The 19,330-nt window shown below is 66.8% G+C and carries 20 protein-coding genes; 14 read left to right on the plus strand and 6 right to left on the minus strand.

The features are described from left to right. Positions 1-85 precede the first annotated feature (85 nt). Complete coding sequence (locus ACTU6U_RS03770) at positions 86-1,399, minus strand: ABC transporter substrate-binding protein (protein WP_443467804.1); 1,314 nt, start codon at positions 1,397-1,399, stop codon at positions 86-88. 139 nt (positions 1,400-1,538) lie between these two features. Between ACTU6U_RS03770 and ACTU6U_RS03775 the strand changes: the two genes are divergently transcribed. From ACTU6U_RS03775 to nhaA, 11 genes are all read left to right on the plus strand, one after another. Then, on the plus strand, positions 1,539-2,069 hold the full coding sequence (locus ACTU6U_RS03775; RefSeq protein WP_443467805.1) for an adenine phosphoribosyltransferase: 531 nt from the start codon (positions 1,539-1,541) through the stop codon (positions 2,067-2,069). 62 nt (positions 2,070-2,131) lie between these two features. After that, complete coding sequence (purS, locus tag ACTU6U_RS03780; protein ID WP_417510436.1) at positions 2,132-2,380, plus strand: phosphoribosylformylglycinamidine synthase subunit PurS; 249 nt, start codon at positions 2,132-2,134, stop codon at positions 2,378-2,380. Continuing rightward, positions 2,377-3,084 carry a phosphoribosylformylglycinamidine synthase subunit PurQ gene (gene purQ / locus ACTU6U_RS03785; RefSeq protein WP_443467806.1) on the plus strand — a complete coding sequence of 236 codons (708 nt, stop codon included), beginning with the start codon at positions 2,377-2,379 and terminating at the stop codon, positions 3,082-3,084. Before purS ends, purQ begins: the two co-directional genes overlap by 4 nt. Before the next feature lie 2 nt (positions 3,085-3,086). Then, positions 3,087-4,079, plus strand: a complete 993-nt coding sequence (locus tag ACTU6U_RS03790) for a formylglycine-generating enzyme family protein (RefSeq protein WP_443467807.1) — start codon at positions 3,087-3,089, stop codon at positions 4,077-4,079. Beyond that, complete coding sequence (locus tag ACTU6U_RS03795) at positions 4,076-5,002, plus strand: 2-hydroxyacid dehydrogenase (RefSeq protein ID WP_443467808.1); 927 nt, start codon at positions 4,076-4,078, stop codon at positions 5,000-5,002. Before ACTU6U_RS03790 ends, ACTU6U_RS03795 begins: the two co-directional genes overlap by 4 nt. A gap of 62 nt (positions 5,003-5,064) precedes the next feature. Further along, a complete protein-coding gene (locus ACTU6U_RS03800; protein WP_443467809.1) occupies positions 5,065-6,726 on the plus strand; it encodes a glycoside hydrolase family 13 protein in 1,662 nt (553 codons plus the stop codon). Between the two features lie 6 nt (positions 6,727-6,732). Continuing rightward, a complete protein-coding gene (locus tag ACTU6U_RS03805; RefSeq protein WP_443467810.1) occupies positions 6,733-7,761 on the plus strand; it encodes a LacI family DNA-binding transcriptional regulator in 1,029 nt (342 codons plus the stop codon). 75 nt (positions 7,762-7,836) lie between these two features. Further along, entirely contained in the window at positions 7,837-8,496 is a 660-nt protein-coding gene (locus tag ACTU6U_RS03810; protein WP_443467811.1) for a DUF2306 domain-containing protein, read from the plus strand. A 43-nt stretch (positions 8,497-8,539) separates the two neighbouring features. Continuing rightward, positions 8,540-9,676 carry a sensor histidine kinase gene (locus ACTU6U_RS03815; protein WP_443467812.1) on the plus strand — a complete coding sequence of 379 codons (1,137 nt, stop codon included), beginning with the start codon at positions 8,540-8,542 and terminating at the stop codon, positions 9,674-9,676. Next, positions 9,673-10,317 (plus strand): response regulator, encoded by a 645-nt coding sequence (locus tag ACTU6U_RS03820; RefSeq protein ID WP_443467813.1) that lies wholly within the window; start codon positions 9,673-9,675, stop codon positions 10,315-10,317. The genes ACTU6U_RS03815 and ACTU6U_RS03820 overlap by 4 nt, the downstream gene beginning before the upstream one ends. An 89-nt stretch (positions 10,318-10,406) precedes the next feature. Then, positions 10,407-11,693, plus strand: coding sequence for a Na+/H+ antiporter NhaA (gene nhaA / locus ACTU6U_RS03825; RefSeq protein WP_443467814.1), 1,287 nt, complete (start codon positions 10,407-10,409; stop codon positions 11,691-11,693). A 30-nt stretch (positions 11,694-11,723) separates the two neighbouring features. Here the strand turns inward: nhaA and ACTU6U_RS03830 are convergent, their stop codons facing one another. Then, a complete protein-coding gene (locus ACTU6U_RS03830; protein WP_443467815.1) occupies positions 11,724-13,220 on the minus strand; it encodes a SulP family inorganic anion transporter in 1,497 nt (498 codons plus the stop codon). 75 nt (positions 13,221-13,295) lie between these two features. Between ACTU6U_RS03830 and ACTU6U_RS03835 the strand changes: the two genes are divergently transcribed. Next, positions 13,296-14,510 (plus strand): amidohydrolase, encoded by a 1,215-nt coding sequence (locus ACTU6U_RS03835; protein WP_443467816.1) that lies wholly within the window; start codon positions 13,296-13,298, stop codon positions 14,508-14,510. A 112-nt stretch (positions 14,511-14,622) separates the two neighbouring features. On the opposite strand, the gene ACTU6U_RS03840 is transcribed toward ACTU6U_RS03835, so the two are convergent. The 3 genes from ACTU6U_RS03840 to ACTU6U_RS03850 are packed head-to-tail and all read right to left on the minus strand — an operon-like array spanning position 14,623 to position 17,428. Then, the gene (locus ACTU6U_RS03840) at positions 14,623-15,027 is read right to left on the minus strand and encodes an arsenate reductase ArsC (RefSeq protein WP_443467817.1); all 405 of its coding nucleotides are present in this window, start codon (positions 15,025-15,027) and stop codon (positions 14,623-14,625) included. After that, on the minus strand, positions 15,024-16,115 hold the full coding sequence (gene arsB / locus ACTU6U_RS03845) for an ACR3 family arsenite efflux transporter (RefSeq protein ID WP_443467818.1): 1,092 nt from the start codon (positions 16,113-16,115) through the stop codon (positions 15,024-15,026). The genes ACTU6U_RS03840 and arsB overlap by 4 nt, the downstream gene beginning before the upstream one ends. After that, positions 16,115-17,428 carry an NAD(P)-binding domain-containing protein gene (locus tag ACTU6U_RS03850; RefSeq protein ID WP_443467819.1) on the minus strand — a complete coding sequence of 438 codons (1,314 nt, stop codon included), beginning with the start codon at positions 17,426-17,428 and terminating at the stop codon, positions 16,115-16,117. Before ACTU6U_RS03850 ends, arsB begins: the two co-directional genes overlap by 1 nt. An 83-nt stretch (positions 17,429-17,511) precedes the next feature. Between ACTU6U_RS03850 and ACTU6U_RS03855 the strand changes: the two genes are divergently transcribed. After that, on the plus strand, positions 17,512-17,853 hold the full coding sequence (locus ACTU6U_RS03855) for an ArsR/SmtB family transcription factor (RefSeq protein WP_443467820.1): 342 nt from the start codon (positions 17,512-17,514) through the stop codon (positions 17,851-17,853). A 5-nt stretch (positions 17,854-17,858) separates the two neighbouring features. On the opposite strand, the gene ACTU6U_RS03860 is transcribed toward ACTU6U_RS03855, so the two are convergent. Continuing rightward, positions 17,859-18,560, minus strand: a complete 702-nt coding sequence (locus ACTU6U_RS03860) for a GTP pyrophosphokinase (RefSeq protein WP_443467821.1) — start codon at positions 18,558-18,560, stop codon at positions 17,859-17,861. Between the two features lie 91 nt (positions 18,561-18,651). Between ACTU6U_RS03860 and ACTU6U_RS03865 the strand changes: the two genes are divergently transcribed. After that, on the plus strand, positions 18,652-19,260 hold the full coding sequence (locus ACTU6U_RS03865; RefSeq protein ID WP_443467822.1) for a GNAT family N-acetyltransferase: 609 nt from the start codon (positions 18,652-18,654) through the stop codon (positions 19,258-19,260). The last annotated feature ends 70 nt before the right edge of the window (positions 19,261-19,330 follow it).

The following is a 19,330-nucleotide window of genomic DNA, read 5'->3' on the forward strand; positions in this document are numbered from 1 at the left end:
GACGTCGAAGATGTGATTCGTCTCGGCCCCGGTCGCCGGGCGAGCCGGGGCCGAGACGAGATCACGAACAGTGGATTCTTCGGTATCAGCCGACGAGTTCGTTCAGCAGCGAGATGGCCTCATCCCACGACTGCTGAGTGTTCAGCTCGCCACGATCGAGCTTGCTGAGCGCCGGTCCGAAGACGTTCTCCTGGATGATCGAGTCATCCGCGCCCTTGAACTGCGCGACGACGCCCTTGGCACGCTCGGCCAGGATCGCACCGGTGGGTGCGTCGTTGAAGAACTCGTTCGGGGTGGCATCCGCCGCGAGGGTCTCCTGCGCCTTGATGGTCGAGGGGAAGTTGCCGGCGGCAACCGACTGCTTCACCTGCTGCTCGGGCTGCGTCAGCCAGTCAGCCAGCTCAGCGGCTGCTTCCTTGTGCTTCGAGGTCTCCGGGATCGTGAGCCATGCTCCACCCCAGTTGACAGCTCCGCCGGGGAAGACGTCTGCGAAGTCCCAGCCGGTCGATGCGTCGCCGCCGCCTGCCTCGACCTGACCCTGAACGACACCCAGCATCCAGCCGGGGCAGACGAAGGTTGCGAACGTGCCGTCGACGAACGACTTTCCGCCGTTCCAGTCCCATGCAGCCTGAGCAGCCGACTGGCCGCCCTCGGTTGCAGCGCCCAGGAGTTCGAAGCGCTCCTTGAGCTCCTTGTTGCCCTCGACATTCAGCTCACCGTCAGCGGTGTAGTAGCCCTCGTCGAGCTGGTTGACCATCGAGTTCCAGACGAAGCCGGAGTGGTCGTACCAGGCCTTGCCGGTCTTGTCGGTGTGCTCCTGGCCGACCTTGAAGAAGTTCGCCCAGTCGCCGTCGAGCAGCGTGGCAACCGACTCGCGGTCGCTCGGGAGGCCGGCAGCCTCGAAGGCCGCGCCATTGTAGCAGATGCCCGAAGGGCCGATGTCGGTGCCGTAGCCGATCACGCGGCCGTCGGCGTCGGTGCCCTGAGCGTACTTCCAGTCGACCCAGTCGCCCTTGCGGTCCTCGATACCGTAGTCGCTCAGGTCGACGAAGGTGTCGGAGACGTCCATGATGGCTCCGAGCCAGCCCTCTTCGACGGCGACGATGTCGCTGAGGCCAGAGCCTGCGGCGATCTTGGTGAAAGCGTCGGTACGAGCGTTTCCACCCGTGTCGATGTTCGTCGCCTCGATGGTGACGTTCGGGTGCAGGTCCTCGTACTCCTTGTACAGGTCGTCGTAGCCGAAGGTGCCGAAGGTCGTCACGGTCAGCGTGACGTCTGCATCGGCATCTCCCTCAGCGCCGGAGTCGCTGGCGCCTGAGGCGCAACCGGCCAGGGCGAGAGCTGCTACCGACGCAATGGACGCTGCTGTCAGCACGCGTCGACGGATGGATGTGTTCACGATTCACTCCTTTGTGCGGGTGGGGTTTCACTGCTTGGCTCTGTGATGTGGGAGCGCTCCCACGATCGTTGAGTAACGATATGGGAGCGCTCCCAAGCTTGTCAAGTGCCACCACAGGAGAGGCCGGTACCCTTGATCAGTGCCCTCCCGAGAACTTTCTCCTGCCCTCGCCCACGCCGAGTCGCTGATCCGCAGCATCCCGGACTACCCGGAGCCGGGGATCCTCTTCCGCGACATCACGCCACTGCTCGCCGACCGCGATGCGCTCCGCGCGACCACAGAGGCACTGATCGAGCCCTTCGCGGGATCCTTCGACTACGTGGCCGGAATCGAAGCACGCGGGTTCCTGATCGCCGGAACCGCGGCGATCGCAGCAGGAGTCGGCCTCATCCCGATCCGCAAGGCCGGCAAGCTTCCTCGCCCCGCGGCATCCGTCGACTACTCACTCGAATACGGCACCGCGACGATCGAGATGCACGACGACCTGCCCCAGGGCTCACGCGTCCTGCTCATCGACGACGTCCTCGCCACTGGCGGCACGCTCGCCGCCGGCCGTCAGCTCATCGAACGATTGGGATCGCACGTCGCAGGCATCTCTGTGCTGTTCGAGATCGACGGACTGGGCGGCCGCCAGGCCGTCGGCGATCTGCACACCGTCTTCCACTCCTGACGCGCACTCGCACGCACACTAGACTGGGCGTGCCCGCCTTCCCGCGACTTCCGGAGCCGTTCATGCCCACCATCGTCGTCGACGTCATGCCCAAGTCCGAACTGCTCGACCCGCAGGGGAAGGCCGTCTCCGGCGCATTCTCACGCCAGGGTGTGACGAGCTTCAGCGATGTGCGCATCGGCAAACGCTTCGAGCTCACTGTCGACGGCGAGGTCACCGACGCCGTGCTGGCAGAGGCGAAGAAGATCGCCGAAGACGTGCTGTCGAACTCCGTGATCGAGGATGTCGTCGGCATCGAGGTGGTCGAGTGAGCGTCCGCATCGGCGTCATCACCTGGCCTGGGTCACTCGACGACCGCGACGCGCAGCGCGCTGTCCGCCTTGCCGGCGCCGAGCCCGTCGCCCTCTGGCACGGATCGCACGACCTCGAAGGCGTCGACGCGCTCGTCCTTCCTGGTGGCTTCAGCTACGGCGACTATCTGAGAAGCGGCGCGATCGCCGCGCTGTCGCCGATCATGTCCGAGGTGAAGGATGCCGCGGCATCCGGAATGCCGGTGCTCGGAATCTGCAACGGTTTCCAGATGCTCGTCGAGGCGCACCTGCTGCCAGGCGGGCTCATCCGCAACGATCACCAGCACTTCGTTCGCCGCGACCAGAAGCTCACGGTCGAGAACTCCGACACCGCCTGGACCAACACGTTCCGCCGGGGCCAGGAGATCGTCATCCCGCTCAAGAACGGCGAAGGCGGCTACATCGCCTCCGATGACACTCTCGATCGTCTGGAGGGCGAGGGCCTGGTGGCCTTCCGCTACGCAGGCGTCAACCCGAACGGATCACTGCGCGACATCGCCGGTGTGACGAACGAGGCCGGAAACGTCGTGGGCCTCATGCCGCACCCCGAGCACGCGACAGAGGCGGGCTTCGGCCCAGACACCGACGCCGCCATGCGGTCGGGTATCGACGGCCTTGGCTTCTTCGCGAGCGCCGTCGCTGCGATCGCTCGCGTCGCCGCGTAGCGATGACCGGCGCGGAGACTGATGGGACGTGCGGTCCGTCCTGCACGTGCGGAGCACCGGCCCGCGATCAGTTTCTGACGATTCAGCCAGGGCCGGATGCGGGCAGTTCGGATGCTACGCCAGCAGCATCCGCCCACGCGATCGAGCAGTCCGTGATCCCGGCGGGAACCTTCCTGATGGGCGATTCCTCCGGCGACCGGAATGCGGGAGATGGCGAGGCCCCTCTTCACGAGGTGATGCTCCCCGAGTTCTCGATCGATGCGACGTCCGTGACGAACGACGCGTTCGCGGCGTTCGTCAACGCGACCGGATACCGCACCGAGGCCGAGCAGTTCGGGTTCTCTGCGGTGTTCCACCTCGCGCTCGCGGCCCCGAAGAATGACATTCTCGGCCAGCCCCCGCGGACGCCGTGGTGGTTCGGCGTGCGAGGCGCCGACTGGGCGCACCCCGGCGGACGAGATTCAGATCTGGACGGCCTCGACGATCACCCCGTCGTCCATGTGAGTTGGAACGACGCCCAGGCGTACTGCGACTGGGCGGGGCGTCGCCTTCCCACCGAAGCGGAATGGGAGTGCGCCGCCAGGGGCGGGCTGCATGCGGCGAAGTACCCGTGGGGCGACGCCGAGGTCGATGAGGACGGGTGGCGCGCGAATATCTGGCAGGGAACGTTCCCTCGCGAGAACACGCTCGCTGATGGCTTCTTGACGACGGCTCCCGTGCACAGCTTCGCCCCGAACGGATACGGCCTGTGGCAGCCCGTCGGAAATGTATGGGAGTGGTGCTCCGATTGGTTCGACCCGAACTATTACGAGTACTCACCTGCCCAGAGCCCGACCGGACCCGAAACAGGCACCTCGCGCGTGCTGCGCGGGGGGAGCTACCTCTGCCACATCTCGTACTGCAATCGCTACCGGAATGCGGCGCGCTCGCAGAACACCCCTGACTCGTCAATGGGTAACGCCGGCTTCCGCACCGTCGCTAGGCTCGAGGCGTGAGTCTCTTCGTCACCGTTCCCACCGCTCGACTGGCCGAGAACCTCGGCGCGCTGCCCGAGGGAGTGGAGCTGGACGTCTGGGACCTTCAGTCTCCACACCCGCGCGAGAAGATCGACCTGGTGGTTGCGCCCTACTTGAGCGACAGCACGGTGCTCGGTGCACTCCAAGGGCTCGACATCGGCCTCGTGCAGGGCCAGTCGATCGGGTACGACGGGGTCGCCGACCAGCTCCCCGAAGGTCTCCGCTACGCGAATGCCGCGAGCGTGCACGAGGCCTCCACGGCCGAGATCGCCCTCGCGCTGACGCTTGCCGCACAGCGCCAGCTCCCTCGGTTCGTCCTCGCTCAGCAGGACAGCCAGTGGTCGCCGGTGTTCGCCGAGAGTCTCGCTGATCGCAGGGTGCTGCTGGTCGGCTTCGGCGGAGTGGGCGAAGCGATCGCCCTGCGTCTGGAGCCCTTCGAGATCGACCTCACCGTCGTCGCGCGCACCGCCCGCCCGGTCTGGCATGAGCGGCTCGGACGCGTGCAGGTGCATGCGATCGACGAGCTCCCTGCTCTGCTGCCGGATGCCGAGATCGTCATCCTCGCGCTCCCCGGGGGCGACGCCACGCACCACCTCTTCGACGACGAGCTGCTGGGCCGGATGGCCGACGGCGCACTGCTGGTCAACGTCGGTCGCGGAACCCTGATCGACAGCGACGCGCTCGTGCGCCAGCAGGGACGCATCCGCGCGGCACTCGATGTCGTCGACCCCGAGCCCCTGCCCACCGAGCATGACTTGTGGAAGACGCCGGGAGTGCTTCTCTCACCGCACATCGGCGGAGCGTCCACCGCGATGAACCCGCGGATCTCACGTCTGATCCGTAAGCAGATCGACCGGATGCTGCGCGGTGAAAACCCAGTGAACGTCGTCATCGACGACTAGCCTTCGAACCGTTTCGATCCGCGCCCTAGCGGGTCTGTAAGCGTTTGCACTATGCTGTTGCCATGACAGAGCTTGAGCAGTTCGCAGCGCCCGGTTCCGAGTGGTGGCGAAGCGCCGTTATCTACCAGATCTACCCGCGTTCCTTCGCTGACGCCTCTGGTGATGGAATCGGCGATCTGCCCGGCGTGACCAGCAGACTCGATTCTCTCCAGGATCTCGGCATCGATGCGATCTGGCTGAGCCCGTTCATGACGAGCCCCCAGAAGGACGCTGGTTACGACGTCGCCGACTACCGCGATGTCGACCCGCTGTTCGGCACGCTCGCCGATTTCGACACGATGCTCGCCGCGGCCCACGCCCGCGGCATCCGGGTGATTGTCGACCTCGTTCCGAACCACTCCAGCGATCAGCACGTGTGGTTCCAGCAGGCACTGAAGGCGGCCCCTGGCAGCCCCGAGCGCGCTCGTTACATCTTCCGTGACGGCAAGGGCGAGAACGGCGAGATTCCCCCGAACAACTGGGAGAGCGTCTTCGGCGGCGGTCAGTGGACTCGCATCACCGAGCCCGACGGGACCCCCGGCCAGTGGTACCTGCACATCTTCGACCCCTCGCAGCCCGACTTCGACTGGACCAATGAAGAGGTTCGCGAGGAGTTCCGCGGCGTCCTGCGCTTCTGGCTCGACCGCGGCGTCGACGGATTCCGCGTGGATGTCGCCCACGGCATGATCAAGGCCGACGGCCTCCCCGACTACACGCCCCCGTCCGAGTCTGACTCGATGGGCGGCGGCGAGGACGACGTGCCCTACTGGGGCCAGGAGGGTGTCCACGACATCTACCGCGACTGGCACAAGGTTCTCGCGGAGTACGACGGCGATCGCGCACTGTGCGGTGAGGCCTGGCTGCCCACGCTGAAGAAGACGGCGCTCTGGGTTCGTCCCGATGAGATGCACCAGACCTTCAACTTCCCGTACATGATGACCGACTGGGACGCGCAGAAGGTTCGCGGCGTCATCCGCGACTCCCTCGACGAGTTCGGCAAGGTCGGCGCTCCCAGCACCTGGGTGCTGTCGAATCACGACGTGATCCGGCACGCTTCTCGTCTGGCCCTCACCGCCGACAGCCCTCAGGGCGACGGAATCGGACCGAAGTCCGCTGGCAAGCCCGACGAGGCGACCGGTCTCGCACGCGCTCGCGCGGCGACCACCATCATGCTCGCTCTGCCCGGTTCCTCGTACCTGTACCAGGGCGAAGAGCTCGGACTTCCTGAGGCGATGGAGATCCCCGACGAGTTCCGTCAGGACCCGACGTGGTTCCGCACGAGCGGCGAGCGCTACGGCCGCGATGGCTGCCGCGTGCCGATCCCGTGGGAAGCGGAGGCGGCGGCGTACGGCTTCAACACGACCGGAGACTCCTGGCTGCCGCAGCCCGAGGAGTGGTCGCGTTTCGCTCGCGATGTCGAGGAGGCAGACCCCACCTCCACCCTGCACATGTACAAGACGCTGCTGGGCATGCGCCGCGAGTTCGAGCTCGGCAACGGCTCGCTGGTGTGGGAGGACCTCGGCGAGAGCGCCATCGCCTTCCGTCGCGGAGACGTGCATGTGGTCGCGAACCTCGGCGCGGAGCCGTTGGAGCTCGGCGACGACGTGACCTTCATCACGCAGAGCCAGCGGTTCGAGGGCACTGCCGTGCCGACTGATCACGCAGCCTGGTACACGAAGAACTGAGACACCGTGGTCAGCATCGATGAGGTCGCGCGAAAGGCCGGGCTGTCAACAGCCACGGTCTCGCGCGCCCTCAGCGGTCGCGGCTACGTCTCTGCCTCGTCTCGCGAGAAGGTTCACCTTGCCGCGCAGGAGCTCGGCTACGTCGTCTCTTCGCGGGCTTCAAGCCTGGCGTCAGGGCGCACGAGGAACATCGGCGTCGTGGTGCCGTTCCTCGACCGATGGTTCTTCAGTACGGTGCTCTCTGGAGTGTCGAGTGCGCTGATGCGCCACGGTTACGACATCACGCTCTACAACATCACGGCCGATCAGGACGTTCGAAAGGACGTGTTCGAGACGGCTCTGCGACGACAGCGTGTGGATGCTGTGATCGCTGTCTCCATCGAGCTCGACGAGCACGAGACAGCACGACTGCTCGCGCTCGGCCTGCCGGTGATCGCCATCGGTGGCCCGAACCCCCGGCTCGACACGCTCACCGCCGATGATGGTGCGCTCGCGCAGCTCGCCACAGAGCATCTGCTGACCCTCGGCCACACCGAGATCGCGCACATCGGCGCAAGCTCCGAGTTCGATCTGGACTTCCACATCCCGACCAATCGCCGGCTCGGTTTCGAGACGGCGCTGGCTGGCGCGGGGATCACTCCGAATCCGGCGTTCCTGGCGTCTTCGGACTTCACGGTCGAAGGCGGCTATCGGGCAGCGAAACAACTCCTCGGTCGTCCAGATCCGCGCCCGACGGCTGTCTTCGCGGCATCCGATGAGATGGCGATCGGCGCCGTCATGGCGGCGCGTGATCTCGGTTACCGGGTGCCGGAGGACATCTCCGTGATCGGCATCGACGGCCACGAACTCGGCGAGTTCTTCCAGCTCACGACCGTCGATCAGTTCCCGCTCGCACAGGGCGAGCGCGCGGCCGAGGCTGTGCTCGCGAAGCTCGAGGCGACGGACGAGCCTGCCGCGCACGCGGCGCTGCCGTTCGAGTTGATCGTGCGCGGCACGACCGCGCGACGCGAAGTCCGCCCCGCCACGCTCTCCTGATCCCGCCCTCCGCGGTGAGCAGAACCGGCCATGTGGCCGATGTGCGCGACCGCGCCGGCGCGCGAGCATCGAAGCATGAAATCGCCACGTCGTGAATGGCTCATCGCCGCAGGGCTCATCGCCCTGGCCCTGGTCCCCTCGCTCGCAGGCGCGATGCGCATCGGCGAGATCGCCGCGGACGCTCCACAGACCGAGGCGAACGCCCGATTCCTGCAGATGCCGCTGCCCGTGGTGCTGCACATCGTCGGCGCCCTCGTGTACTCGCTGGTCGGCGCGTTCCAGTTCCTGCCCGGGCTGCGGCGACGCCACCCCGAATGGCACCGGTTCGCCGGACGATACCTGCTCGTGCCCGCCGGGCTGGCGGTCGCGCTGAGCGGGCTGTGGATGACGGCGTTCTACGACGTCCCGCCCATCGATGGACTCGCGCTGCAGATATCGCGCTACGTCGTCGGCGGGCTGATGATCGCGTTCATCGTGCTCGCTCTCCGGGCGATCGCGCGACGCGACATCCCCCGTCATGGCGCATGGATGATCCGTGCGTATGCGCTCGCATCGGGCGCGGGTACGCAGGTGTTCACCTCAGCCCCGTTCGCGATCATGTTCGGCACCCCTAGCGAGTTCTGGCGACTGATTCAGATGGATGCCGGGTGGCTGATCAACATCGTCATCGCCGAGGTCGTCATCCGCAGCACGATTCTGCGGCGTCGGTCCGCGGCTGTCGCGGTCGCCGCGTGAGTACGCACCCCGCACAGCATCCGGCCTGAGTAACATGCCAAATGTGCAGAGCCCACGCGAAGCGGAGCGCCTGTCGCGGCTTAGCGTGCGCGCGGCGGGCCCTCAGCGTCTAGACGTTGTGCTCGTCGTCGTGCTCGCCGTGGTCACGATCCTCGAAGCGTCGCTCCGCCGCGACCTCGCGTGGCCGGTCGCCACCGTCGCCGTGACGGTCGTCGCGCTGTCCGCACTGCCCTGGCGACGGACCCATCCGCTGCCGGTCGTCGCCGCGACGACGGCACTGTCGATCGCGTTCGAGATCGCGCAGGAGCTCAGCGGAGTGCCGACCGGCGGGGTCGTGACGATGTTCGCGCTCCTCGCGGTGCCCTACGCGCTGTTCCGGTGGGGGTCGACGCGCGCCCGCGCGATCGGCGGACCGATCCTCGCCGCCGGCGTGGTCATCTCGATCGCGCTCAGCGGAGCACGACTGTTCGAGGCCGAGAGCATCGCCGGCGCAGTCGCGGGGGTCGCGTTCGTCGGCGGCGCCTGCCTGATCGGTGCGCTGCGCCGCGAGCGCGTGACCTCCCGCGCGCGTGAACTCGCCGCCGTCCGGGCGCAGGAGCGCGAGGCGCTCGCACGGGATCTGCACGACACGGTCGCCCATCACGCGTCCGCGATCGTGATCCGCGCACAGGTGGCCCGCCTCGCACCGTCGGACTCCGCCAGAGTCACCGAGTCGCTCGAGATCATCGAGCGCGAGGCGTCCGCGGTGATGGAGGACATGCGTGCGCTCGTCGGGGTGCTGCGGGCCGAGTACGCGCCGCCTCCTGGGCTCTCCGATCTCCGGGCACTCGCGACGTCGGGGCCGCCTCGCGTCACGGTCGAGATCGCCTCCCTCACCGCGACGCCCGACATCGTCTCCGCGACGCTGTTCCGCATCGCCCAGGAGGCCGTGACGAACGCGCGACGGCACGCCACGGGTGCCACATCGATCGACCTCTCGCTGACCACCGCGCACGGAACCGCACAGCTCACGGTCATCGACGACGGCCGAGCCGCGCCGTCAGGCGGCGTCGGCACCGGTCACGGCCTGCAGGGGATGGACGAGCGTGCGGCGCTGCTCGGCGGAACGGTCAAAACCGGCCCGCGTCCCGGCGGCGGATGGATGCTGCGCGCCACGATCCCCCTGCGAGGAGCCCGATGATCCGCGTCCTCATCGCCGACGATCAGGAGCCGGTGCGCACCGGTCTCCGGATGTTGCTGGATGCCGCCTCCGATATCGAGGTGGTCGCCGAGGCCGAGAACGGCGCGGAGGCCGTCGCGCTCGCGCGTCGCACGCACCCCGACGTCGCACTCCTCGACATCCGGATGCCGGAGCTCGACGGCATCCGGGCCACGGCTCTGCTTGCCGGCCGTGATGTCGAAGATCCGATCGCCGTGGTGATCATCACCACATTCGATCTCGACGAGTACGTGTACGGGGCGTTGCGCGCGGGGGCGAAGGGGTTCCTGCTGAAGGACGCAGGCCCCACGCTCATCGCCGAGGCGGTACGGGCCGCGGCGGCCGGCGATGCGTTGATCTCGCCGCGGATCACCACCCGACTCCTGGCCGAGTTCTCGCCCGCGGCTGCCGGCACGCGAGCTCTCCCGGATCCGCTGACAGCGCGTGAGGAAGAGGTCGTCGTGCTGCTCGCCGAGGGACTCACCAACACGGAGATCGGCGGGCGGCTGTTCCTCTCGCTCGGAACCGTCAAGACGCACATCGGCGCGATCCTCACGAAGATCGGGGCGCGCAACCGCGTCGAAGCGGCGATGTGGGCGTTCGAGACCCGGCGGGTGCGGTGATGACCGTGGCTGACGATGACATCTAGACTGGATGCAGGAGAGTCGGGAAGCCTGGTCGACATGTTCTGCTGTCGACCCGAAAGGCGCTCATGTCGCCCTCCCCCGCACGCATCCTCGGCATCCGTCGGAAGTTCCCCTCCGCCTCCACCGCGGAATCGCTCCGCATAGGAGACCTCCTCCGCAAAGAGACCGTCGGCGGCATCCTGCTCGTCGCACTCGCCATCGTCGCGCTGGGGTGGGCCAACTCGCCCTGGGCGGAGTCCTACTTCGCGATCCGCGACTTCGAGATCGGGTACGAGCCGTGGCACCTACGCCTCAGCATCGGCGCGTGGGCGGCCGACGGGCTGCTGGCGATCTTCTTCTTCCTGGTGGGCCTCGAACTGAAGCGCGAGTTCGTCAGCGGCGATCTACGGAAGTTCAGCACCGCCATAGTGCCCATCTTCGCCGCCATCGGCGGAGTAATCGTGCCCGCCGTCATCTACCTCGCCGTCACCGCGGGCTCGGCCGAAGCGTCGCGCGGCTGGGCGATCCCCACAGCGACCGACATCGCTTTCGCGGTCGCCGTGCTGGCGGTGATCGGCTCGCATCTGCCGAGCGCACTGCGCATCTTCCTGCTCACGCTCGCCGTCGTCGACGACTTGATCGCCATCGGCATCATCGCGCTGTTCTACACGGAGACGGTCGAGATCGTGCCACTCGTGCTCGCGCTCGTCGTGATCGCCGGCTACGGACTGATCGCGCAGCTGTACCGACGGTTCTTCCACCTGCGGCCGACCGCGGCATGGCTCGTGCTGCTGCCCATCGGAGTGATCGCGTGGGCACTACTGCACGCATCCGGCATCCACGCCACGATCGCCGGCGTCCTCCTCGGCTTCACGATCCCCGTGCTGCACCGGAAAGCCGATCGGGGCACGGATGCCGAGCCAGGCCTCGCCGAGGTGTTCGAGCACCGGTTCCGGCCGCTTTCCGCGGGAATCGCGGTGCCGGTCTTCGCGTTCTTCTCCGCCGGCGTCGCAATCGGCGGCGCAGAGGGGGCCATCGCGGCGTTCGCCGACCCTGTGGTCCTCGGAATCATGCTCGCGCTCGTCCTCGGCAAGCCGATCGGCATCACGGCGGCCACATGGGCGGTCACGCGTATCCGTCGGATCGACCTGGACCCGGACCTGCGGTGGCTGGATATCGTCGGAGTCGGCGTCCTCGCCGGGATCGGCTTCACAGTCTCGTTACTGGTCGCCGAGCTCAGCTTCGCCGCTGGCAGCGAGGCTCATGACCACGCCAAGGTAGCGATCCTCACGGCGTCGATCGTCGCGGCGGTCGTGGCATCGGTTCTGCTGGGGATTCGGAATCGCCGATACCGCGGTACGCACGCGCCGTAGCCACCCGACCGTGACCGCGACGGCGAGAGATCACGCCGGCGGAAAGCCCCCGCTCAGTCGCCCGTGGAACACTCCGCTGGCGACGTTCAGCCCGACGAGTTCGACCGTCTTCTCATGAGCGAGATACTTCGTCTGGATCGCGTCGAGTGCCGCGACAGTCGAGGCATCCCAGATGTGCGAACGCGACAGGTCGATGACGACGCGCGGCGGATCGTCGGCGTACTCGAACTGCGTGGTGAGGTCGTTACTCGAAGCGAAGAACAGCTCGCCGTCGACGACGTAGTACGCGGCATCCGCCGTCACCGTCCGGGTGACGGTCGCGAAATGCGCGACGCGACGGACGAAGAGCACGGATGCCACGACTACACCGGCCACCACCCCGATGGCCAGGTTCGAGGTGATCACCACGAGCACGACCGTCGAGAGCATGACGAGGGTCTCGCTCTTCGGCATCCGCCTCAGGGTCGACGGACGGATGCTGTGCCAGTCGAAGGTCGCCACGCACACCATGATCATGACCGCGACGAGCGCTGCCATCGGGATGATCGCGACGACGTCTCCGAGGACGACGACGAGGATCAGCAGGAAGACACCGGCGCAGAACGTGGAGATCCGTGTGCGGGCGCCAGAGACCTTCACATTGATCATGGTCTGCCCGATCATGGCGCAGCCGCCCATGCCGCCGAGGAATCCGGAGAGGATGTTCGCGACGCCCTGCCCCCAGGCCTCACGGGTCTTGCGCGAGTGCGTGTCGGTGATCTCATCGACGAGCTTCGCCGTCATCAGAGATTCGAGAAGACCCACCAGCGCCATCCCGAGAGAGAAGGGAGCGATGATCGTGAACGTCTCCCAGGTGATCGGAACACTCGGGAAGAAGAGCTCTGGAAGGCTCTTCGGCAGCTCCCCCTCATCTCCGACCGTGGGCACGTTAAGCGCGAAGACGACGACGACCGCCGTGATCAGGACGATCGAGACGAGAGGTGCCGGGATCACCTTCGTGATCCGGGGCATCACCACCATGATCAGGATGCCGCCGGCCACCAGCGGGTACACGAGCCAGGGCACACCGATCAGATGCGGCAGCTGTGCGATGAAGACGAGGATCGCGAGCGCGTTGACGAACCCGACCATGACGCTGCGCGGGATGAAACGCATGAGCTTCGCGACACCGAAGAGGGCGAGGAGGATCTGGAAGATTCCCGCGAGGATGACCGTGGCGATGAAGTAATCCATGCCGTGTTCGCGCATCACCGGCGCGATCACGAGTGCGACCGCTCCCGTCGCCGCGCTGATCATCGCTGGGCGACCGCCGACGAACGCGATCGAGACCGCCATCACGAAAGCGGAGAACAGCCCGACCTTGGGGTCGACCCCGGCAATGATCGAGAAGGCAATGGCCTCGGGGATCAGTGCGAGACCCACCACCAACCCCGCGAGAACTTCGCGGGTCAGCAGTCGGGGCGATTTCAGCGCATCGAGGACAGAAGGATTCGGCCGGTAGCGGGCCCGATCGTCGACCGTTGTCATGCAGTGCTCCTGGGATGTGTGCCCGGGTGGGCACGTCAACTTTAGTCGGCGGCGGCTGACGCTAGAGTCGGCCCCATGCCCATCGACCTCGAGCACCTGTACACCGATCTGCACCGGCATCCGGAACTCTCGTTCCAAGAGACGCGCACGGCCGGCATCGCCGCCGGTCATCTGCGCGCTCTCGGCCTCGAGGTCGAAGAGGGCGTCGGCATCACCGGTGTCGTCGGCGTGCTGCGCAATGGTGACGGCCCCGTCGTCTGGGCGCGCGCCGACATGGACGCGCTGCCCGTTCAAGAAACCACCGGCCTGCCGTACGCGAGCACCATGATCGGCATCGATCCGGCAGGAAACACCGTGCCGATCATGCACGCGTGCGGCCACGATATGCATGTCACGGCGATGATCGGTGCCGTCGAGCGGCTCGTGAACACGCGGGACGAGTGGTCAGGGACTCTCGTCGTGCTGATCCAGCCCGCCGAGGAGTACGGTGCGGGGTCTCGGGCGATGCTGGATGACGGCATCCTCGATCGCTATCCGAAACCCGACGTCGTTCTCGGTCAGCACGTCACCCCGTTGCCCGCCGGCGTGGTGGGCATGCGCCCCGGTCCGCAGATGGCTGCGGCCGATGGCATCACCGTCACCATGCACGGCCGCGGCGGACACGGCTCACGCCCGCACACGACCATCGACCCGGTGGTCATGGCCGCGGCCACCGTGATGCGGCTGCAGACGATCGCGTCGCGCGAAGTCGACCCCCGCGGCGTCGGCGTCATCACGGTCGGATCGATCCACGCCGGCACGAAGAACAACATCATCTCGTCGGAGGCGACGCTCGAGCTCAGCCTGCGCTACCCCGATGACGCATCGCGTGAGCGCATCATCGCGAGTGTCGAGCGGATCGTGCGGGCAGAGGCCACGGCATCCGGTGCAGAGCGCGAGCCCGAGTTCCGCACGGAGCACCGACTGCCGCCGACGATCAATGACCCGGATGCCACAGCCCGCGTCTCCGCGGCCATCGACCGTGCACTCGGCGAGGGCACGGTGATGGACCCGGGGTTCTTCACGGGCAGCGAGGACGTGTCGTGGTTCGCCAGGGACTCCGGCGCGCCACTCGTGTTCTGGTTCTGGGGCGTGATCGACGCGGATGCCTACGCCACGGCCGTCGCCGACGGCACGGTGTCAGATGTGATTCCGACGACGCACTCTGCACTGTTCGCCCCCGTGATGAATCCGGGAATCGAGATCGGCGTGACCGCGATGACGACCGCCGTGCGTGAGTTCATGGCCTGAGCGCGGGCACAACTCCTGAGGAATTGGCCGCAACCGCTCTACCCCGACCAGAAACGCAGGGATCGGGGGAAAAGTTCAGGAGTTATGAAACGCGAATGGCGCGCAGCGCCACTCAGAGGAGCTCGGCGACCAGCTGCTCGATGCGCATGCGGATGTCGTCGCGGATCGGCCGCACCGCGTCGAGCCCCTGCCCTGCGGGGTCTTCGAGCTCCCAGTCCTCGTAGCGCTTGCCAGGGAAGATGGGGCAGGCATCACCGCACCCCATCGTGATCACCACATCCGATGTCTGCACGGCATCGGTGGTGAGCACCTTGGGACGCTCGGCCGTGATGTCGATTCCCAGCTCTCCCATGGCTTCGACGGCCGTGGGGTTGATCTGATCGGCGGGCATCGAGCCCGCGGAGCGGACCTCGATGCGGTCTCCGGCGATCTCTCGCAGGAACCCGGCCGCCATCTGCGAGCGGCCCGCATTGTGCACGCAGACGAAGAGCACAGCGGGAATGGTGGTGTCAGTCACAAGTTTGACCTTTCAGAGGCGAACGGATCGATGCGGAACCAGGACCGGGCAAGCCACAGTGAGACGTATACGAGCCCGACGAGCACGGGAACTTCGATAAGCGGGCCAACGACGCCGGCGAGCGCCTGACCGGATGCTGCCCCGAAGGTGGCGATCGTGACAGCGATGGCAAGCTCGAAGTTGTTGCCTGCGGCTGTGAAGGCGAGTGTGGATGAGCGGGCGTAGTCGAGCCCGAGCATGCGGCCGGTGCAGATGCCAACGAACCACATGATCACAAAGTAGACGAGCAGCGGCACGGCGATGCGAGCGATGTCCCACGGGCGCGAGACCACCTGCTCCCCCTGCAGCGCGAACAGCAGAACGATGGTGAACAGCAGTCCGTAGAGCGCCCAAGGGCCCACTCGCGGCAGGAACCTCTCTTCGTACCATTCGCGCCCCTTGCGGCGCTCACCGAGGTAGCGAGACGCGAAGCCCGCAAGCAGAGGGATGCCGAGGAAGATCAGCACGTTCAGCGCGATCTGCCAGACCGAGATCTCGATCCCCTGGGTGTCGAGCCCCAGCCAGGCGGGGAGCACCGTGAGGTAGAACCATCCCAGTAGCGAGAACGCCACGATCTGGAAGACGGAGTTGATCGCCACGAGTACGGCAGCGGCCTCGCGATCCCCGCAGGCGAGGTCGTTCCAGATGACCACCATCGCGATGCACCGGGCGAGCCCGACGATGATCAGTCCGGTGCGGTATTCGGGGAGGTCGGCGAGGAACACCCAGGCAAGCGTGAACATCAGCGCGGGGCCCACCAGCCAGTTCAGTACCAGGGAGGAGATCAGGAGCTTCTTGTCACTGGTGACTGCGGCGACCCGGTCGTAGCGGACCTTGGCGAGGACGGGATACATCATCACCAGCAGCCCGAGCGCGATCGGCACCGAGATGCCACCGACTTCGAGCCGGGCGAGCACGTCGGAGACCCCGGGGATGAGTACCCCGACCACGAGCCCGGCGACCATGGCCAGCCCGATCCACAGCGGCAGCCAGCGATCGAGCGGCGACAGACGCGGCGCGGCGTGGGCGGGGGCAGCGGTCTGGGCCATCAGCCGACGGTAACCGGTCGCGAGCCGAGCTGCAGCACGGGCTGCGGCGCGCAGCATGCGCCCGCGCCTGACCCGCCTGCCGTGTCGAACTCGCCTGCTCCACCGCACACACCCGTATCGGGGAGGATGAGCTCGTTGCGCGCGGCGGCCTCGTGGTCTCCCGCGAGGTGGGCGACCACGCTGCGCACCTGCTCGTACCCCGTGAGGGCCAGGAAGGTCGGTGCCCGACCGTACGACTTCGCACCCACGATGAAGAAGTCCTTCTCAGGCTGAGCGAGCTGGCGTGCGCCGGTTGCCTCCACGGATCCACATGAGTGAATGTTGGGGTCGATCTCGTCGGCGATGCCGGCGACGGCGTCAAGCAGCGGGTCGAGGTCGATGCGCAGCTCGCGCAGGATCTCGGTGTCAGGGCGGAAACCAGTGAGCGCGAACACCCGCGCGACCTCGCTCACCTCGCGCCCGTCTTCGGCTCGGAGCACCAGGCCCCCGGCTGCATCCGACATCTCGGCCACGCGGAAGCCGGTCACCACCTCGACCGTTCCTTCATCGATGGCCTTCTGCACGCGTTGCCCCAGCGCCGCGCGCTCGGGCAGTTCGTCCGCTGGTCCGCCACCCGCGATGCGGGCGGCATCGCCGCGGCGCAGAAGCCAGGTGATGCGGGTCTCGGGGAAGCGCCGGGCAAGCGCTGCCAGCTGAAGAACGGCGTGAACGGCGGAGTGCCCTGCGCCGACGACCACGGCGTGGACGCCTGCGAGCTCGGTGACGTCTCCCGGGATGCGGTATGAGATGTGGCCGGCCGCAGCCCGCTCACCGACGGCGGGGAAGCCGTCGGCCCCGGCCGGGTTCGGCAGGTTCCAGGTGCCGCTGGCATCGATCACCGCGCGCGCCAGGATGCGGCCGTCACGGCCACTCGCATCCTGCGTGTGCACGACGAAAGGCTGCTGCGTTCGTCCGGTGCTGACGACCTTGTCGCGCCCCTGACGGCTGATACCGGTGACTGTCGTTTCGTAGCGCACCCGCTCCCCGAATGACTCGGCGAGCGGTTCAAGGTACTCGCTCACCCACTGCGCACCCTTCGGGTACCCGTTGACAGGAGCCACCCATCCGAGCGCGTCGAGAAGACGGCGTGCGGCGGCATCGATCAGTTCCGGCCATGCCGAGAACAACCGAACGTGCTGCCATTCGGCAACCGCCGAGCCCGCACCTGAGCCCTGCTCGACGACGACGAAGTCGATACCCCGCTCAGCCAGATGAGCCGCAGCGGCAAGACCTTGCGGGCCTGCACCGATCACGGCAACGGGAAGCTCACTCATCACGTCTCCTCAAATCGAAGAACTTCAATATGAAAACAGTCTCGCACCTATCGAAGAATGTCAATACGTGCGAGACTGTCGATGTGAGCCTGCCTCTGACCATCGATGAGACCGCGTGCTGCACGCCGCGGGTGACCTCCTCGCTCTCGGCCGACGACGCCGAGAAGACGGCGCGCGTCTTCAAGGCGATCGGTGACCCGACTCGCGTCATGCTGCTCTCACTCATCTCACGCAGCGAGGGCGGCGAGGCCTGCATCTGCGACCTCACCGAGCCGGTCGGCCTGTCACAGGGCACGGTCTCTCACCACATGAAGCTCCTCACCGAGGCAGGACTCATCACCCGCGAACAGCGCGGCAGATGGGCCTACTTCACGCTGAACGACGGCGCGCTCGAGGCCGCCGCCGACGCTCTTCGCAGCGTCTGACGCCGCTACACCTGCACGATGCGGGGAGGTGGGGGCGGTGGGTCGAGCTGACGCCGCGGCACGCCGTGAGCTTCACGGTGCAACCGCTCCATGCGGATGTCGAGCTCTGACGCGGCCTCGGCGGCATCCGTCAGGCTCTCGACGATGTGCGAGGGCACCTGATTGGCGAACTTGTAATAGATCTTGTGCTCCAGGCTCGCCCAGAAGTCCATCGCGATGGTGCGGAACTGCACCTCGACCGGCACGAGCAGCGGTCCGGTCGAGAGGAACACCGGCACATCGATGATCACGTGCAGGCTCTTGTATCCGTTGGCCTTGGGGTGGGCGATGTAGTCCTTGACGGCGCGCACGGTGATGTCGTCCTGCTGCGTGAGCAGATCGAACAGCAGGTAGACGTCGGCGACGAAGCTGCAGGTGACGCGAACGCCGGCGATGTCGGTGATCTGCTGACGGATCTGTTCGAAATCCGGCTCCTCGATCCCCTTGCGAGCGATCTTCTCGACGATGCTGTCCGGCGTCTTCAGCCTGCTCTTGACGTGCTCGATCGGGTTGTACGAGTGGTCGTGCAGGAACTCGTCGCGGAGGATCGAGATCTTCGTCTCGACCTCGCGCATTCCGAACTCGTATTCGCGGAGGAACCTCTGGAACTCGTCGCGGAGTTCTCGTGTCTGGCGGATCGTTTCGTCGTTGACCTCGATGGTCCTCATGACATCGACGCTACGCGTGGGTGGTAAGAGCAGGCTGTGCGTTCGTCACGAGCGGACATCACGCGTCGCAGGCGCGCTCTAAAATCGAGGAATGAGCGACTCGCCGCGACGCGACTTCTGGCCTCTCCGCACCGAGCGCCTGGAGATCAGGCCCGCCACGGCCGACGATCTCGGCGCGATATGGGAGTATCGGCGATTGCCGGAGGTGAGCCGATGGCTGGGCCCTGCGCCCGAAACGCGCGAGGCGTTCGATGAGCTGTACCTCGAACCTCGCCGACTGGCGACGACGCTCGTCATCCGCCGCCTCACCGACGATGCCGTGATCGGCGACATCATGCTGAAAGTCGAGGATGGCTGGGCGCAGCGCGAGGTGATCGAACAGGCGCGAGACGTCGAAGCCGAACTCGGCTGGTCTCTCGCCCCCGAGCACACCGGTCAGGGCTACGCCTCAGAGGCCGTGCACTCCGTGATCGATGCATGCTTCGGCCCGCTCGGGTTGCGCCGCGTCCATGCCGGATGCTTCGCCGACAATGAGCCATCCTGGAGACTGATGGAGCGCCTCGGGATGCGGCGCGAGGAGTTCAGTCGCAAGACCGCGCTGCACCGCTCTGGCGAGTGGATGGACGGGATGAACTACGGCCTGCTCGCCGAGGAATGGCCGACGAACGAAGCGGGCCCGCACGAACACTCCGGCAAGTGAGGATTCCGTAAGGGCACGCAAAGACGCCCGTAGGGATTCCGTAAGGATGCCGCCATCGCCGCCGCAGCGG

The organism is Microbacterium zouquanmingi, assembly GCF_052266695.1.
GTDB lineage: Bacteria > Actinomycetota > Actinomycetes > Actinomycetales > Microbacteriaceae > Microbacterium.

Excerpts from the sequence above, each read along its gene's own strand:
- purS (WP_417510436.1), top strand. The coding sequence starts at position 2,132 with ATGCCCACCATCGTCGTCGACGTCATGCCCAAGTCCGAACTGCTCGAC.
- ACTU6U_RS03790 (WP_443467807.1), top strand. The coding sequence starts at position 3,087 with ATGACCGGCGCGGAGACTGATGGGACGTGCGGTCCGTCCTGCACGTGC.
- ACTU6U_RS03800 (WP_443467809.1), top strand. The coding sequence starts at position 5,065 with ATGACAGAGCTTGAGCAGTTCGCAGCGCCCGGTTCCGAGTGGTGGCGA.
- ACTU6U_RS03810 (WP_443467811.1), top strand. The coding sequence starts at position 7,837 with ATGAAATCGCCACGTCGTGAATGGCTCATCGCCGCAGGGCTCATCGCC.
- ACTU6U_RS03820 (WP_443467813.1), top strand. The coding sequence starts at position 9,673 with ATGATCCGCGTCCTCATCGCCGACGATCAGGAGCCGGTGCGCACCGGT.
- nhaA (WP_443467814.1), top strand. The coding sequence starts at position 10,407 with ATGTCGCCCTCCCCCGCACGCATCCTCGGCATCCGTCGGAAGTTCCCC.
- ACTU6U_RS03830 (WP_443467815.1), bottom strand. The coding sequence starts at position 13,220 with ATGACAACGGTCGACGATCGGGCCCGCTACCGGCCGAATCCTTCTGTC.
- ACTU6U_RS03835 (WP_443467816.1), top strand. The coding sequence starts at position 13,296 with ATGCCCATCGACCTCGAGCACCTGTACACCGATCTGCACCGGCATCCG.
- arsB (WP_443467818.1), bottom strand. The coding sequence starts at position 16,115 with ATGGCCCAGACCGCTGCCCCCGCCCACGCCGCGCCGCGTCTGTCGCCG.
- ACTU6U_RS03850 (WP_443467819.1), bottom strand. The coding sequence starts at position 17,428 with ATGAGTGAGCTTCCCGTTGCCGTGATCGGTGCAGGCCCGCAAGGTCTT.
- ACTU6U_RS03860 (WP_443467821.1), bottom strand. The coding sequence starts at position 18,560 with ATGAGGACCATCGAGGTCAACGACGAAACGATCCGCCAGACACGAGAA.
- ACTU6U_RS03865 (WP_443467822.1), top strand. The coding sequence starts at position 18,652 with ATGAGCGACTCGCCGCGACGCGACTTCTGGCCTCTCCGCACCGAGCGC.